The organism is Streptomyces sp. NPDC000075 (assembly GCF_040301925.1).
GTDB lineage: Bacteria > Actinomycetota > Actinomycetes > Streptomycetales > Streptomycetaceae > Streptomyces > Streptomyces polychromogenes.
On sequence record NZ_JBEPFL010000035.1, the window covers coordinates 77,580 to 92,464 of the forward strand.

10 protein-coding genes are annotated in these 14,885 nt (G+C 71.5%); 8 read left to right on the forward strand and 2 right to left on the reverse strand.

Translation table 11 applies throughout. The features are described 5' to 3' along the window. Positions 1–161 precede the first annotated feature (161 nt). The 6 genes from ABT403_RS31370 (at position 162) to ABT403_RS31395 (ending at position 9,450) form a co-directional block, all read left to right on the forward strand. Positions 162–3,038, forward strand: coding sequence for a putative bifunctional diguanylate cyclase/phosphodiesterase (locus ABT403_RS31370; protein WP_344165645.1), 2,877 nt, complete (start codon positions 162–164; stop codon positions 3,036–3,038). A 227-nt stretch (positions 3,039–3,265) separates the two neighbouring features. Continuing rightward, positions 3,266–5,152 carry an acetolactate synthase large subunit gene (locus ABT403_RS31375; RefSeq protein WP_344165649.1) on the forward strand — a complete coding sequence of 629 codons (1,887 nt, stop codon included), beginning with the start codon at positions 3,266–3,268 and terminating at the stop codon, positions 5,150–5,152. A 32-nt stretch (positions 5,153–5,184) separates the two neighbouring features. Continuing rightward, positions 5,185–5,709, forward strand: coding sequence for an acetolactate synthase small subunit (ilvN, locus tag ABT403_RS31380; RefSeq protein ID WP_042816067.1), 525 nt, complete (start codon positions 5,185–5,187; stop codon positions 5,707–5,709). 135 nt (positions 5,710–5,844) lie between these two features. Further along, on the forward strand, positions 5,845–6,846 hold the full coding sequence (gene ilvC / locus ABT403_RS31385; RefSeq protein WP_344165654.1) for a ketol-acid reductoisomerase: 1,002 nt from the start codon (positions 5,845–5,847) through the stop codon (positions 6,844–6,846). Positions 6,847–7,153: 307 nt separating this feature from the next. After that, positions 7,154–8,743, forward strand: coding sequence for a phosphoglycerate dehydrogenase (serA, locus tag ABT403_RS31390; protein ID WP_344165657.1), 1,590 nt, complete (start codon positions 7,154–7,156; stop codon positions 8,741–8,743). Positions 8,744–8,862: 119 nt separating this feature from the next. Beyond that, entirely contained in the window at positions 8,863–9,450 is a 588-nt protein-coding gene (locus tag ABT403_RS31395; RefSeq protein WP_344165660.1) for a TetR/AcrR family transcriptional regulator, read from the forward strand. Between the two features lie 63 nt (positions 9,451–9,513). On the opposite strand, the gene ABT403_RS31400 is transcribed toward ABT403_RS31395, so the two are convergent. Next, positions 9,514–11,043: a PucR family transcriptional regulator gene (locus tag ABT403_RS31400; protein ID WP_344165663.1), complete on the reverse strand. Its 1,530-nt coding sequence runs from the start codon at positions 11,041–11,043 to the stop codon at positions 9,514–9,516. Positions 11,044–11,242: 199 nt separating this feature from the next. Between ABT403_RS31400 and ABT403_RS31405 the strand changes: the two genes are divergently transcribed. Further along, positions 11,243–12,169, forward strand: coding sequence for a proline dehydrogenase family protein (locus tag ABT403_RS31405; RefSeq protein ID WP_344165666.1), 927 nt, complete (start codon positions 11,243–11,245; stop codon positions 12,167–12,169). A gap of 30 nt (positions 12,170–12,199) precedes the next feature. Beyond that, positions 12,200–13,831 carry an L-glutamate gamma-semialdehyde dehydrogenase gene (gene pruA, locus ABT403_RS31410; RefSeq protein WP_344165669.1) on the forward strand — a complete coding sequence of 544 codons (1,632 nt, stop codon included), beginning with the start codon at positions 12,200–12,202 and terminating at the stop codon, positions 13,829–13,831. Positions 13,832–13,915: 84 nt separating this feature from the next. Here the strand turns inward: pruA and ABT403_RS31415 are convergent, their stop codons facing one another. After that, the gene (locus tag ABT403_RS31415) at positions 13,916–14,617 is read right to left on the reverse strand and encodes a nitroreductase family protein (RefSeq protein WP_344165672.1); all 702 of its coding nucleotides are present in this window, start codon (positions 14,615–14,617) and stop codon (positions 13,916–13,918) included. Between the last annotated feature and the right edge of the window lie 268 nt (positions 14,618–14,885).

Genomic DNA, 14,885 nt, shown 5'->3' on the forward strand with positions numbered 1-14,885 from the left:
CAAGGGGCTGCGCCACGTACGTCTGGCGCTGGGGTGAACGGACACTTTGGGGGGCGACGGGCGATGCACGGCCAATGGACGAAGGATCCGATGCGGCAGGGCCGCCGGAGGCGGCGCCGCCGCGCCGGGGCCGCGCCGGGACCAGCCGGCGAGGGGCTCCGGTGAGCGCCCCGGGGGCGGCGCTCCTGACCCGGCCACCGGTCACCGGCGGCGGGCGCAGGGGGCTGGGAGGGCAACTCCTCCTCGCGGTGGTCTGCGGCGGATACGCCGTCGGCGCCGCCCTCGGCTGGGGCTCGAAGGAAGTCGCCCTCATCATGGGCGACTTCGGCCTCAGTTCCGCGGGATTACTGGCCGCCCTCTCCTGCTACCACTACGCCCGCACGGTCGACCGGCGCGAACGCCCCACCTGGCTGATGTTCGCGTTCTCCTCGCTCATGGGGGCCCTGGGGAACGGCGTCTGGGGCTGGTACGAGGTGATCCTCCACCAGAAACTGCCCTTCCCCTCCCTCGCGGACTTCGCCTTCCTCTGCTTCGCCCCGTCCGCCATCGTCGGCCTGCTCGTCCTCGCCAAGCGCCCCGTCACCCGGGCCGGCTGGGTCTGCCTCGCGCTCGACTCCTGGCTCATCGCCGGCTCCCTGCTGACCTTCGCCTGGAGCCTGGCCCTCGCCGGCCACGCGCGCCCGGCGCAGTCCGGGGCCGAGGTCAGCGTCCCGCGCACCGCGCTCTCCCTCGCCTACCCGCTCCTCGACATCGCGCTGGTCTCGATGGTCCTGGTCCTGCACTTCCGGCGCTCGGCCGCCAACCGCTCGGCCATCAACGGGGCCATCGCGGCCCTCGCCCTGACCGTCCTGTGCGACGCGCTGTTCACCTCGCCGCTGCTCAGCACCACCTACCGCTCGGGCGACATCCTCGACGCCGGCTGGTTCGCGGGCTCCCTGCTGTTCGCCTACGCCCCCTGGAGCGCCCGCCGCCCGGACCCCGTCCCGCGGCCCGCGCCCCCGCGCGCCGGCCGGCCCCACAGCCGGCCCATCACCGGCTCCCTGCCCGCCCTGGCGCCCTACCTGGCGGCCGCGGTCTGCACGATCGGGCTCCTCTACAACGTGCCGGACGGCGGGAAGCTCAACCGGGTGGTGATCTTCATGGGCTGCAGCGTCGTGCTCGCCCTCGTCGTCCGGCAGGGCATCATGCTCCTCGACAACATCGCGCTGACCCAGGAACTGGCCCAGAAGGAGAACCACTTCCGCTCCCTGGTCCAGGGTTCCAGCGACGTCATCATGATCGCCGCACCCACCGGGACCCTGCGCTACGTCAGCCCCGCCGCCGCGGGCGTCTACGGCCGCGAGGCGGAGGAGCTGGTCGGCACCGAACTCGCCGCCCTCATCCACCCCGAGGACCTCGGCCGCGTGGTCCACGAGGTGCGCCGCTTCCTGGCCACGCCGCCCGCCGAGGAACCCACCACCCGCATCGAATGCCGGTTCAAATCGGGCGGCGGGGAATGGCTCAACGTGGAGTCCACCGTCAACCGGCACCAGGGCGGACTCATCCTCAACAGCCGGGACGTCACCGAGCGGGTCCGTCTCCAGGCCCAGCTCCAGCACAGCGCCGAGCACGACCCGCTCACCGACCTGCCCAACCGGGCCCTGTTCACCCGCCGCGTCCGCCAGGCCCTCACCGGCCGCCGCGCCGGAGACCACAGCACCGCCGTGCTCTTCATCGACCTCGACGGCTTCAAGGCCGTCAACGACACCATCGGCCACCAGGCGGGCGACGAACTGCTGATCGAGGCCGCCCGCCGCCTCCAGGACGCCGTCCGGGCCGGGGACACCGCCGCCCGCCTCGGCGGCGACGAGTTCGCGGCGCTCATCCTCGGCGACGGCAGCCGGGACCGCAGCGCCCGCGAGTACCAGGTCCACGAGATCGCCGACCGGCTGCGCGCCACCCTCTCCCAGCCCTACCGCATCGCCGGCAGCGAAGTCCGGGTCGCCGCCAGCATCGGCGTGGCCTTCGCCGACCCCGGCATCACCCCTTCGGACCTGATGCGCAACGCCGACCTCGCCATGTACCGGGCGAAGGCGGCCGGCAAGGACCGCGTCGAGCTGTACGCCCCGCAGATGCAGGCCGAGGTCGTCCGCAAGGCCGAACTGGCCGGGAAGCTGCGCACCGCGCTGCACGAGGGCGAGTTCGCCCTGCTGCACCAGCCCGTGGTCTGCCTGGCCGACGGCGAGGTCGCCGCGGTGGCGGCGCAGGCCCGCTGGCGCTCCGCCCAGGGGATCCTGTTCACCCCGGCGGAGTTCCTCCGGGTGGCCGAACACAGCGAGGGCGGGCCGGGCGGCGTACCGGACCCCTCCCGCGCCGCCGAGCTGAGCCGATGGCTCCTCGAAGAGGCGGTGGCCGAGGCCGCCGAGCGCCATCTCGCGGGGCACGACGTACCAGTGGTCGTACGGATGACCGCCCAGCGGCTCCTCGACCGCTCGGTGCCCGGCGGCTCCGTGGAGGCCCTGCTCGGCCGGCACGGGCTGCCCTCCGGAGGCCTCGTCCTGGAACTGGCCGCCTCCGACCCCAGGGTGCCCTTCGACGAGCTGGAGCGCCGTCTGACGGCCCTGCACCGGCTCGGCGTACGGATCGCCCTCGACGGGTTCGGCAGCGGCTACGCGGCCATCAGCGCCCTCCGCCGCCTCCCCGTGGACCTGCTCAAGCTGGACAGGGGCCTGGTCGAGGGCGTCGTCGAGTCCGCGCGCCTGCACAAGATCACCGCCGGATTGTTGCGCATCGCAAACGATCTGGGCATGCAGTCCGTGGCCGACGGGGTCGACCTCCCCGAGCAGGTGGCGGCGCTGCGCGCCATGGGCTGCACCCACGGCCAGGGAATGGCGTTTTCCGGCCCGCTCGACGAATACAGGCTGCGCCGCGCGCTCGTGAGAGGTACGTTCCCAGTACCGGGCGGTACGGTCCAGCCCGCCTTGGCCGGGGGCTCGTCCGGTGGCTCGATGGTCATCCGTAGAGGCTCAAATAATGAGACGCCCGTCCCACCCGCTTGACATCGACCTCCCGCCGGAGGGAGGGTCAATGCCATGCGCACCCGAATTCTCGTACTTGGAAAGCGCGTCGGCTGAAGCCGGGACCTGCATGTCCCCGCTCCACACCGCCGACGCGCTCCCCTCGCTTGCCACCTGGCACGAGGGGTTTTTTGTTGCACTGGCACACGCACCCGGACGAGAACCGGGGCACCCCCGCTCCTCGTAAAACCCTCAGCTTCGAGAAGAGAATGCCGATGACCGAGCAGGCCTCCGGGGCCCACCATCCGCAGCCGCGGCCCCGTACGGGTGGGCACCAGCCCACCGCAGTTGAGCACGTCACGGGCGCGCAGTCCCTCATCCGCTCTCTCGAAGAGGTGGGGTGCGACACCGTCTTCGGCATCCCGGGGGGCTGCATCCTCCCGGCGTACGACCCGATGATGGACAGCAAGAAGGTCCGTCACATCCTGGTCCGCCACGAGCAGGGGGCCGGCCACGCCGCCACCGGTTACGCCCAGGCCACCGGCAAGGTCGGCGTGTGCATGGCCACCTCCGGCCCGGGCGCCACCAACCTCGTCACCCCGATCGCCGACGCCCACATGGACTCCGTCCCGCTGGTCGCGATCACCGGCCAGGTCTCCTCCAAGGCGATCGGCACCGACGCCTTCCAGGAGGCGGACATCGTCGGCATCACGATGCCGATCACCAAGCACAACTTCCTGGTCACCAAGGCCGAGGACATCGCGAAGACCATCGCCGAGGCCTTCCACATCGCCTCCAGCGGCCGCCCCGGCCCGGTCCTGGTCGACATCGCCAAGGACGCCCTCCAGGCCAAGACCACCTTCTCCTGGCCGCCCGCCCTGGACCTGCCCGGCTACCGGCCGGTCACCAAGCCGCACGCCAAGCAGATCCGCGAGGCCGCCAAGCTCATCGTCCAGGCCAAGCGCCCGGTCCTGTACGTCGGCGGCGGCGTCATGAAGTCCGGCGCCACGGCCGAACTCAAGGTCCTCGCCGAGCTGACCGGCGTCCCGGTCTGTACCACCCTGATGGCCCTGGGCTCCTTCCCCGACAGCCACCCGCTGCACGTCGGCATGCCGGGCATGCACGGCTCCGTCACCGGTGTCACCGCGCTCCAGAAGTCGGACCTGCTGATCGCGCTCGGCACCCGCTTCGACGACCGCGTCACCGGCAAGCTGGACAGCTTCGCCCCCTTCGCCAAGGTCATCCACGCGGACATCGACCCGGCCGAGATCGGCAAGAACCGCGAGGTCGACGTCCCGATCGTGGGCGACGCCCGCGAGGTCATCGCCGACCTCGTCCAGGCCGTCCAGGCCGAGCACAACGAAGGCCACACGGGCGACTACACCGCCTGGTGGAAGGACCTCAACCGCTGGCGCGAGACCTACCCGCTGGGCTACGACCTGCCCGAGGACGGCTCGCTCTCCCCGCAGCAGGTCATCGAGCGGATCGGCGCGCTCGCGCCGCAGGGCACGATCTTCACCGCCGGCGTCGGCCAGCACCAGATGTGGGCCTCCCACTTCGTCAAGTACGAGGAGCCCCGCACCTGGCTGAACTCCGGCGGCGCCGGAACCATGGGCTACGCGGTCCCCGCCGCGATGGGCGCCAAGGTCGGCATGCCGGACCGCGCGGTCTGGGCGATCGACGGCGACGGCTGCTTCCAGATGACCAATCAGGAACTGGCCACCTGCGCCCTGAACAACATCCCGATCAAGGTCGCCATCATCAACAACGGCGCCCTCGGCATGGTCCGCCAGTGGCAGACGCTGTTCTACAACCAGCGCTACTCCAACACCGTCCTGCACGCCGACGAGACCGGCCACGACACGGTCGGCTCCCAGCTCGGCGAGTCCGCCGCCCCCCGCCAGGGCACCCGCGTCCCGGACTTCGTCAAGCTGTCCGAGGCCATGGGCTGCGTCGCGCTGCGCTGCGAGGACCCGGCGGACCTGGACAAGGTCATCGCCGAGGCCAACGCGATCAACGACCGCACGGTCGTGATCGACTTCATCGTCCACGAGGACGCCATGGTGTGGCCGATGGTCGCCGCCGGCACCTCCAACGACGAGGTCATGGCAGCCCGGGGTGTCCGCCCCGACTTCGGCGACAACGAAGACGACTGAGCCGAGAGAGCCTGAGAGAGAGAACGACTCACATGTCCAAGCACACGCTCTCGGTCCTGGTCGAGAACACCCCCGGCATCCTCGCCCGGATCGCCGCCCTGTTCTCCCGCCGCGGCTTCAACATCGACTCCCTCGCGGTCGGTGTCACCGAGCACCCCGACATCTCCCGCATCACCATCGTCGTGAACGTGGAGGACCTCCCGCTGGAGCAGGTGACCAAGCAGCTCAACAAGCTGGTCAACGTGCTCAAGATCGTCGAGCTGGAGCCGTCGAACGCCATCGAACGCGAACTCGTTCTGGTGAAGGTCCGCGCCGACAACGAGACGCGCTCGCAGATCGTCGAGATCGTCCAGCTGTTCCGCGCCAAGACCGTCGACGTCTCCCCGGAGGCCGTCACCATCGAGGCCACCGGCGGCAGCGACAAGCTCAGCGCCATGCTCAAGATGCTGGAGCCCTTCGGCATCAAGGAACTGGTGCAGTCCGGCACCATCGCCATAGGGCGCGGCGGCCGGTCCATCACGGACCGCAGCCTGCGCTCCCTCGAGCGCAGCGCCTGACGGGCGCCCCACGCGCCTGACGCCACGCCTGGACCGGGCGGGACACGCCCGGTTCGCATGGCGAGACCGACAAACTCTTATTCCGTTCCCCGCCGTACGGTGGGTGCAACATCAGCGCACCAAGGAGATATCCCAGTGGCCGAGCTGTTCTACGAGAACGACGCCGACCTGTCCATCATCCAGGGCCGCAAGGTCGCGGTCATCGGTTACGGCAGCCAGGGCCACGCCCACGCGCTGTCGCTCCGTGACTCCGGCGTCGACGTCGTCGTCGGCCTCAAGGAGGGCTCGAAGTCGAAGGCCAAGGCCGAGGAGCAGGGCCTGAAGGTCCTCCCCGTGGCGGAAGCCGCCGAGTGGGCGAACGTCATCATGATCCTGACCCCGGACCCGCTCCAGGCCGAGATCTACGAGGAGTCCATCAAGCAGCACCTGCAGGAGGGCGACGCGCTCTTCTTCGGCCACGGCTTCAACGTCCGCTACGGCTTCATCAAGCCCCCGGCCAACGTGGACGTCGCCCTGGTCGCCCCCAAGGGCCCGGGCCACCTGGTCCGCCGCCAGTACGAGGAGGGCCGCGGCGTTCCGTGTATCGCCGCCGTCGAGCAGGACTTCTCGGGCAACGCCTTCGCCCTGGCCCTGTCGTACGCGGCCGGCATCGGCGGCACCCGCGCCGGCGTCATCAAGACCACCTTCACCGAGGAGACCGAGACCGACCTGTTCGGTGAGCAGGCCGTCCTCTGCGGTGGCGCCTCCGCCCTGGTCAAGGCCGGTTTCGAGACCCTGACCGAGGCCGGCTACCAGCCGGAGATCGCGTACTTCGAGTGCCTGCACGAGCTGAAGCTCATCGTCGACCTCATGTACGAGGGCGGCCTGGAGAAGATGCGCTGGTCGGTCTCCGAGACCGCCGAGTGGGGCGACTACATCACCGGCCCCCGCGTCATCACCGACGCCACCAAGGCCGAGATGAAGAAGGTCCTGGAGGAGATCCAGAGCGGCAAGTTCGCCGAGGAGTGGATGGCCGAGTACAAGGCCGGTCTGCCGAAGTACAACGAGTACAAGAAGGCCGACTCGGAGCACCTGCTCGAGACCACCGGCAAGAAGCTGCGCAAGCTGATGAGCTGGGTCGACAGCGACGAGAGCTGATCTCGTGCGCGGCGGGGCCGGGACACGCGTCCCGGCCCCGCCGCGCATCCGCGCCCGGCCGGCCCCCTCCGTCGAGGACCGGCCGGAAATCGACGGAATGTAGACCCCGGATCGTGCGGATTGTCCACCCCGGCCAATCACGGACGGGTGATCCTTCCGTACAGGCGGAATTCCGCGGCGGAACCGCCACTACACTGCTCAACACAACGCGTCAGGCCCACAGTGTCGTGCGTCTTCCACGCGGCTACCCCCTCCACCGCATGCGGCCGTCGGGACGGCCGTCCGCACTGGACTTGTGAGGACCCACGTGAGCTCGAAACCTGTCGTACTCATCGCCGAAGAGCTGTCGCCCGCCACGGTGGACGCGCTCGGCCCGGACTTCGAGATCCGGCACGTCAACGGCGCGGACCGGGCGGAGCTGCTGCCCGCGATCGTCGACGTCGACGCCATCCTCGTCCGCTCCGCCACCAAGGTGGACGCCGAGGCCATCGCGGCCGCCAAGAAGCTGAAGGTCGTCGCCCGCGCCGGTGTGGGCCTCGACAACGTGGACGTCTCCGCCGCCACCAAGGCCGGCGTGATGGTCGTGAACGCCCCGACCTCCAACATCGTCACCGCCGCCGAGCTCGCCTGCGGCCTGCTCGTCGCCACCGCCCGCAACATCGCGCAGGCCAACACCGCGCTGAAGAACGGCGAGTGGAAGCGCAACAAGTACACGGGCGTCGAGCTCAGCGAGAAGACCCTCGGCGTCGTCGGCCTCGGCCGCATCGGCGTCCTGGTCGCCCAGCGCATGTCGGCCTTCGGCATGAAGGTCGTCGCCTACGACCCCTACGTGCAGCCCGCGCGCGCCGCCCAGATGGGCGTCAAGATGCTGACGCTCGACGAGCTGCTCGAGGTCGCCGACTTCATCACCGTGCACCTGCCCAAGACCCCGGAGACCGTCGGTCTCATCGGGGACGAGGCCCTGCACAAGGTCAAGCCGTCCGTCCGCATCGTCAACGCCGCCCGCGGCGGGATCGTCGACGAGGCCGCGCTGTACTCGGCCATCAAGGAGGGCCGCGTCGCCGGCGCCGGCCTCGACGTGTACGCGAAGGAGCCCTGCACGGACTCCCCGCTCTTCGAGCTCGACCAGGTCGTCTGCACCCCGCACCTCGGCGCGTCCACGGACGAGGCCCAGGAGAAGGCCGGTATCGCCGTCGCCAAGTCGGTGCGCCTGGCCCTCGCCGGTGAGCTCGTACCGGACGCGGTGAACGTCCAGGGCGGTGTCATCGCCGAGGACGTGCGCCCCGGTCTGCCGCTCGCCGAGAAGCTGGGCCGCATCTTCACCGCCCTCGCGGGCGAGGTGGCGGTCCGCCTCGACGTCGAGGTCTGCGGCGAGATCACCCAGCACGACGTCAAGGTGCTCGAACTCTCCGCCCTCAAGGGCGTCTTCGAGGACGTCGTCGACGAGACGGTCTCCTACGTCAACGCCCCGCTGTTCGCGCAGGAGCGCGGTGTCGAGGTGCGCCTGACGACGAGCTCGGAGTCCCCCGACCACCGCAACGTGGTGACCGTCCGCGGCACCCTGTCGGACGGCCAGGAGGTGTCGGTCTCCGGCACGCTCGTGGGCCCGAAGAACCTTCAGAAGATCGTGGGCGTCGGCGAGTACGACGTGGACCTGGCCCTGGCCGACCACATGATCGTGCTCCGCTACACCGACCGCCCGGGCGTGGTCGGCAAGGTCGGCCTGCTGCTCGGCGAGGCCGGCCTGAACATCGCGGGCATGCAGGTGGCCCGTGCCTCGGAGGGCGGCGAGGCGCTCGTCGTCCTCACCGTCGACGCGGAGGTCCCGGTGGACGTCCTCGCGGCCATCGCGGAGGAGATCGGCGCCGTGTCGGCCCGTACGGTCAACCTCGGCTGACCGTCGCGCACGCTGTGGGAAGGGCCCGGGGGCGACCCCCGGGCCCTTCCCCGTATGCGCGGGCCGTCGGGTCATACATCCGTATGGGACGGCCGTATGGGGCTTGCTACCGTGTCGGTATGGGACACCGTGAAGATCTGCTCGAAGGCGCCAAGAAGTGCCTGGCCGAGAAGGGGTTCGTGCGCACCACCGCGCGCGACATCGTCAGCGCCTCCGGGACCAACCTGGCGTCCATCGGCTACCACTACGGCTCCAAGGACGCGCTGCTCACCAAGGCGTTCATCGCCCTGATCGAGGAGTGGGGCGAGGGCCGGCAGGCCGGGCTCGAAGGGGCCGGGGGCTCCCTGGAACGGCTGCGGGCGCTGTGGGACGGGGTCGTCGCCGAGCACGAGACGGCCGGCCCGGTCTGGGCGGCCAGCCTGGAGGTCGCGCTGAGCCGGGACCAGAAGCCGGAGCTGAAGTCCATGCTGGCGGCCTCGCAGCTGGAGGGGCGCCGGGGCCTGGTCTCGATGATGACCGGCACCCCGGAGGAGGCGCTGACCGAGCGCGACGAGCGCACCCTCGGGGCGGTCTACCAGGCACTGCTCAACGGCCTGATGATCCAGTGGCTCTTCGACCCCGCCAGCGCCCCGTCGGGCGAGGAGTTCGCGGAGGGGCTGCGGCGGCTGGCGCAGGGGTTCTCGGACGCGGAACGGGCGGCGGGGTAGCCGGCCGCCGGTCCCGGCCGGGGCGGCCGGGTCGGCTGGTGGGGGGCGGTCAGTCGTCAGCCGTCAGCCGGTCAGGCGGGCGGCCTTGAGGGCCATGTGCAGGAGCAGCCGGTCCTCGCCCGCGTCCAGGTCCAGTCCGGTCAGCTGCTCCACCCGGCCCAGCCGGTAGTACAGGGTCTGGCGGTGGACGCCCAGGGCCGCCGCCGCGCGCCCGGCCTGTCCCGCGCAGTCGAGGAACACCTCGGCGGTGCGGGCCAGTTCCCGGTGGGCCGGGCTCAGCAGGGCCCGGGTCGCGGGATCGTCCACGGGCCCGGCGGCCAGGGCGGCCAGCATCCGGTACGGGCCGATCTCGGCCCACTGCGCCACCGGCCCGAGCCGCGGCTGTGCGGCGGCCGCCCGCGCCGAGGCGACGGCCTGCCCCCAGGCGGCGGGCAGCTCGCCGAGCCCGCGCACCGGATCGGACACTCCGGCGGTCACCCCGTACGCCCCGCCGCTCCCGGCACCCGTCGCCGCCCCGGCCACTGCGGCCGCCTCGCCGGAGGAGGCCCGCGCGGCCCCCGCGCCCCCGGGCGTGCCCGCCGGGCCGGCCGTACGCGCGGACCGTGCCGTCGCCGTGGGCCCGGGGGTGCCCGGGGCCTGCGCCGTCACCCGGCCGGCCCGTGCCGGGCTGGCGGCGGCCGAGACGCGCGCCGGTCCGGCCGTGCCCGGAGCCGCGGCGGCGCCGGCCGAACCCTGTGCCCCGGCTGAGGGCGGCGTCCGTGTGGTGCCGCCGCCCCCCGCCGGCCCGCTCGCCGCCGACCCTGCCGCCCCCGGCGCCCGCGCGGCCCCGGCGCCCGCGCCGCTCGTCGGCGGCTGTCCGGCCGTCGCCGCGCGTGGCAGCAGACGGCCCAGGGCCGTCAGGGCCGGGGCCAGCGCGTCGGGGGAGCGCAGGCGCAGGAGGACCGCCAGGCGGGCCGGGCCCGCCCCGTCCGCCGTGCCGGCCGGTACGACGCACACCGCCGCGGCCCCCGGCACCGACGAGGGCGCCTCCCCGGCCCACGGGGCCACGCACACCGCCGCGTGCAGCCCCTCCGCCCCCGCCCCCAGGGCCAGCCGCAGCGAGGCCACCGCCATGTCCTGCTGCCACCCCCGTCCGGCGGTGAGCACCGCGAGGAACTCCCGGGAGAGGTCGGCGCCCGCCTTGGCCTCCTCGGCCAGCAGCACCCCGATGCGCTGGGCCACCTCCATGGCCGCCTCCAGGGCCTCCGGCCCCGGCCCCGGATCCCGGTCGAGCAGCCACACGTAGCCCTGGACGATGCCCCGGTACCGCACGGGCAGGCAGATCCGCCCCCGGAAGACCCCCGCGTCCGGCGCCGCCGGGATCCGTACCGGGCCGGTCGCCCGGGCGATGCCGAAGCCCTCGAACCAGGACCGCACGGCCGCCGTGGACTGCCGGGTCAGGATCGAGCGCGTGCGCACGGGGTCCATCGCGAGGTCGTCCTCGCTGTCGTGCGCACCGAAGGCGATCAGGCGGAAGTCCCGGTTCTCCAGCGTCGCCGGGGCGCCGAGCAGCGCCGAGATCTCGTCCACCAGGTCCTGGTAATCGCCCTTCACGAGCACATTCTCCCACCCCCGCGCCGCCCCTTCAGACAGATGTATGAGATCCGGGACACGGATGCGTGACAGCTGTCGATGGCAGAGGATCGTGGAGATCCATAGGTTTCACGGTGGTTTTACTTGCGTTTTCCTTACGGCCGCAGCACACCCTCGCGGCGCCCGTATGCCCGCTTCTGCCACCCGTTGGAGGTGCCCCGTGCTGGGTCCCGCGATCCTCGCCGCTTCGCGCAGCGACAAGATGCGCCGAATCGTCTCTGCCGCCCCCGTGACCAAGCCGGTGGTCAACCGCTTCATCCCCGGTGAGACGGTCGACCAGGTCATCCCGATCGTCGAGGAGCTCACCCGCAAGGGCCTTGAGGTCACCCTCGACGTCGTCGGCGAGGACATCACCGCCGTGGAGCAGTCGTACGCCGCCCGGGACGCCTACCTGGAGCTCATCGAGCGCCTCAAGGAGCTGGAGCTGGGCGAGTCGGTCGAGATGTCCGTGAAGCTGTCGATGTTCGGCCAGGCGCTGGAGGGCGGCCACGAGCTCGCCCTCGCCAACGTCCGCCCGGTCGTCGAGGCCGCCGCCGCCATCGGCACCACCGTGACGCTCGACGCCGAGGACCACACCACCCTCGACTCGATGTTCGCCATCCACGAGGAGCTGCGCCGGGACTTCCCGCAGACCGGCTGCGTCATCCAGGCCTACCTCTTCCGCACCGAGGCCGACGCCCGCCGCCTGGCCGCCGCCGGCAGCCGCGTCCGGATCGTGAAGGGCGCCTACAAGGAGCCCGCCGAGGTCGCGTACCAGGACAAGGCCGAGATCGACAAGGCGTACGTCCGGATCATGCGGATCCTCATGGAGGGCGACGGCTACCCGATGATCGGGTCGCACGACCCGCGCCTGATCTCCATCGCGCAGGAGCTCGCCCGGCAGGCCGGGCGCAAACTGGACGAGTACGAGTTCCAGATGCTCTACGGCATCCGCAGCGAGGAGCACCTCCGGCTCGCCTCCGAGGGTCATCGAATGCGGGTCTACACGGCCTATGGCACGGACTGGTACGGCTACTTCATGCGCCGCCTCGCGGAGAAGCCGGCCAACCTGCTGTTCTTCCTCCGCTCGATGATCACCAAGAACTAGCCAAGAACCAGGTCAAGGAGTTATCGCCCCATGGATGCTGTGACCCAGGTCCCCGCGCCGGTCAACGAGCCGGTCCACTCGTACGCCCCGGGCAGCGCGGAGCGCGCGCGCCTCGAGATCCAGCTCAAGCAGCTGTCCGAGAACCCGATCGACCTCCCGATGACGATCAACGGCGTCAAGCGGATGGGCGGCGGCGAGCGCTTCGACGTCGTCCAGCCGCACGACCACAAGTCGGTCATCGGCACGTACGCGAACGCCACCCAGGCCGACGCCCAGGAGGCCGTCGACGCCGCCCTGGCCGCCGCCCCGGCCTGGCGCGCGATGTCCTTCGACGACCGCGCCGCGATCATCCTGCGCGCCGCCGAGCTGCTGGCCGGCCCGTGGCGCGAGAAGCTGGCCGCCTCCACGATGCTGGGCCAGTCGAAGACCGCGCAGCAGGCCGAGATCGACACCCCGTGCGAGCTCGTCGACTTCTGGCGCTTCAACGTCCACTTCGCCCGCCAGATCCTGGCCGAGCAGCCGGCCGCGAACTCCGCCGGCGTGTGGAACCGCAGCGACCACCGTCCGCTCGAGGGCTTCGTCTACGCGATCACCCCGTTCAACTTCACGGCCATCGCCGGCAACCTGCCGACCGCCCCGGCCCTGATGGGCAACGTGGTCGTCTGGAAGCCGTCCCCGACGCAGACCCACTCCGCGGTCCTCCTCATGGAGCTCCTGGAGGCGGCCGGCCTGCCCAAGGGCGTCATCAACCTGGTGACCGGCGACGGCATCGCCGTCTCCGAGGTGGCGCTGAACCACCCCGAGCTGGCCGGCATCCACTTCACCGGCTCGACCAAGACCTTCCAGTACCTGTGGAAGACGGTCGGCAACAACATCGAGAAGTACCGCTCGTACCCGCGCCTGGTCGGCGAGACGGGCGGCAAGGACTTCGTCGTCGCGCACCCGTCCGCGGACCGCGCGATCCTGAAGACCGCCCTGACCCGCGGTTCCTTCGAGTTCCAGGGCCAGAAGTGCTCCGCCTCCTCGCGCGCCTACGTCCCGGCCTCGATCTGGAACGACGGCTTCAAGGAGCAGTTCGCGGCCGAGGTCGACGGCATCACCATGGGTGACGTCCGCGACCTGTCGAACTTCATCGGCGCGGTCATCGACGAGCGCTCCTTCGCGAAGAACAAGGCCGCGATCGACCGTGCGAAGGCCGACCCGACCTGCACGATCGTCGCGGGCGGCACGTACGACGACTCCGAGGGCTACTTCGTCCGCCCGACCGTCATCGAGTGCACCGACCCGGAGAACGAGGTCTTCACGACCGAGTACTTCGGCCCGATCCTCGCGATCCACGTGTACGAGGACGACAAGTACGACGAGATGCTCGCGCAGATGGAGAACGTCTCGGCCTACGCCCTGACCGGCTCCGTCATCGCCCAGGACCGCTACGCGGCGGCCGACACGATGGAGAAGCTCCGCTTCGCGGCGGGCAACTTCTACATCAACGACAAGTCGACCGGCGCCGTCGTCGGCCAGCAGCCCTTCGGTGGCGGCCGCGCCTCGGGCACCAACGACAAGGCGGGCGCGGCGTCCAACCTGCTCCGCTGGACCTCGACCCGCTCCATCAAGGAGACCCTGGTCCCGCCGACCGAGTACGGCTACCCCCACATGGGCTGACCCCGGCCCCCAGCAGAACCCCGCCCCCGCTCCGGTACCCCCAAGTCCGGAGCGGGGGCGGTCCCGGTTGCGGGGGCGTGCGGGTCAGACCTCCACCAGGACCTGGTCCAGGGATTTGCGGATCAGGGCCGGGACCTCGCAGTCTTCCGACGGGTAGCCGACCGGGATGACCGCGAAGGCCTTCTCGTTCTCCGGGCGGCCCAGGACGTGGCTCAGGAAGCGCATCGGGCTCGGGGTGTGGATGAGGGCGGCCAGGCCCGAGAGGTGGAGGGCCGACAGGAGCATGCCGACCGCGATGCCGACCGACTCGTCCACGTAGTAGTGCTTGCGCTTCTCGCCGTCCGGGCCGAGCCAGTAGCGCTGCTGGAAGACCACGATCAGGGCCGGGGCGTCCGTGAGGTGGGTCTTCACGGCGTCGGTGCCGATGGGCCGCAGGGCCGCCAGCCATTCGTCGCCGAGGCGGCCGTCGTAGGAGATCTGCTCCTCCTGTTCGGCGGCGGCGCGGATCTGCCGGCGGATCGCGGGGTCCTTGACCAGGACGAAGGTCCACGGCTGCTGGTGCGCCCCCGACGGGGCGGTGGCGGCGCAGGCGATGGCGTCGCGGACGGCCTGCTCGGGGACGGGGTCGGGGGAGAAGTGGCGTACGGTGCGCCGTTCGTCCATCCGGGCCCGCAACTCCGCCGCGCGCGCGAGGGATTCGGGCGCGGGCATGCGCGCGGGACGGTAGGCGACGGGCCGGTAGGGCCGGCCATGGGTGGGGGTCCACTGCTGGGTCTCTGGCGACATGCGTAGATCTTCCAGCGGAGGGATGCGTGAGGCCAGGGCGAGGCGGTGCGGCGATGTCCGTTGTGTACGGACAGGGGGTTTATGGCCGTGTCGAACGTCGGTCGATTCGGGGCCCGGGGGAGGCCCGTTCCCGCGCCCGCGGCCCGGGCGGCCCCGGCGGCCGGGGAGCGCCGGGGACCGGGCAGCCGTACGGGCGCACCCCCCGGCGGGGCCGCCGCCCGGCGGTGGACCACGCCGGCCGGCCGGGGGGCGGGGAGCCCCCGCGACC

Bases quoted from the DNA above. Each gene is read 5' to 3' on its own strand.
- ABT403_RS31375 (WP_344165649.1), top strand. From the start codon at position 3,266: ATGCCGATGACCGAGCAGGCCTCCGGGGCCCACCATCCGCAGCCGCGG.
- ilvN (WP_042816067.1), top strand. From the start codon at position 5,185: ATGTCCAAGCACACGCTCTCGGTCCTGGTCGAGAACACCCCCGGCATC.
- ABT403_RS31395 (WP_344165660.1), top strand. From the start codon at position 8,863: ATGGGACACCGTGAAGATCTGCTCGAAGGCGCCAAGAAGTGCCTGGCC.
- pruA (WP_344165669.1), top strand. From the start codon at position 12,200: ATGGATGCTGTGACCCAGGTCCCCGCGCCGGTCAACGAGCCGGTCCAC.
- ABT403_RS31415 (WP_344165672.1), bottom strand. From the start codon at position 14,617: ATGTCGCCAGAGACCCAGCAGTGGACCCCCACCCATGGCCGGCCCTAC.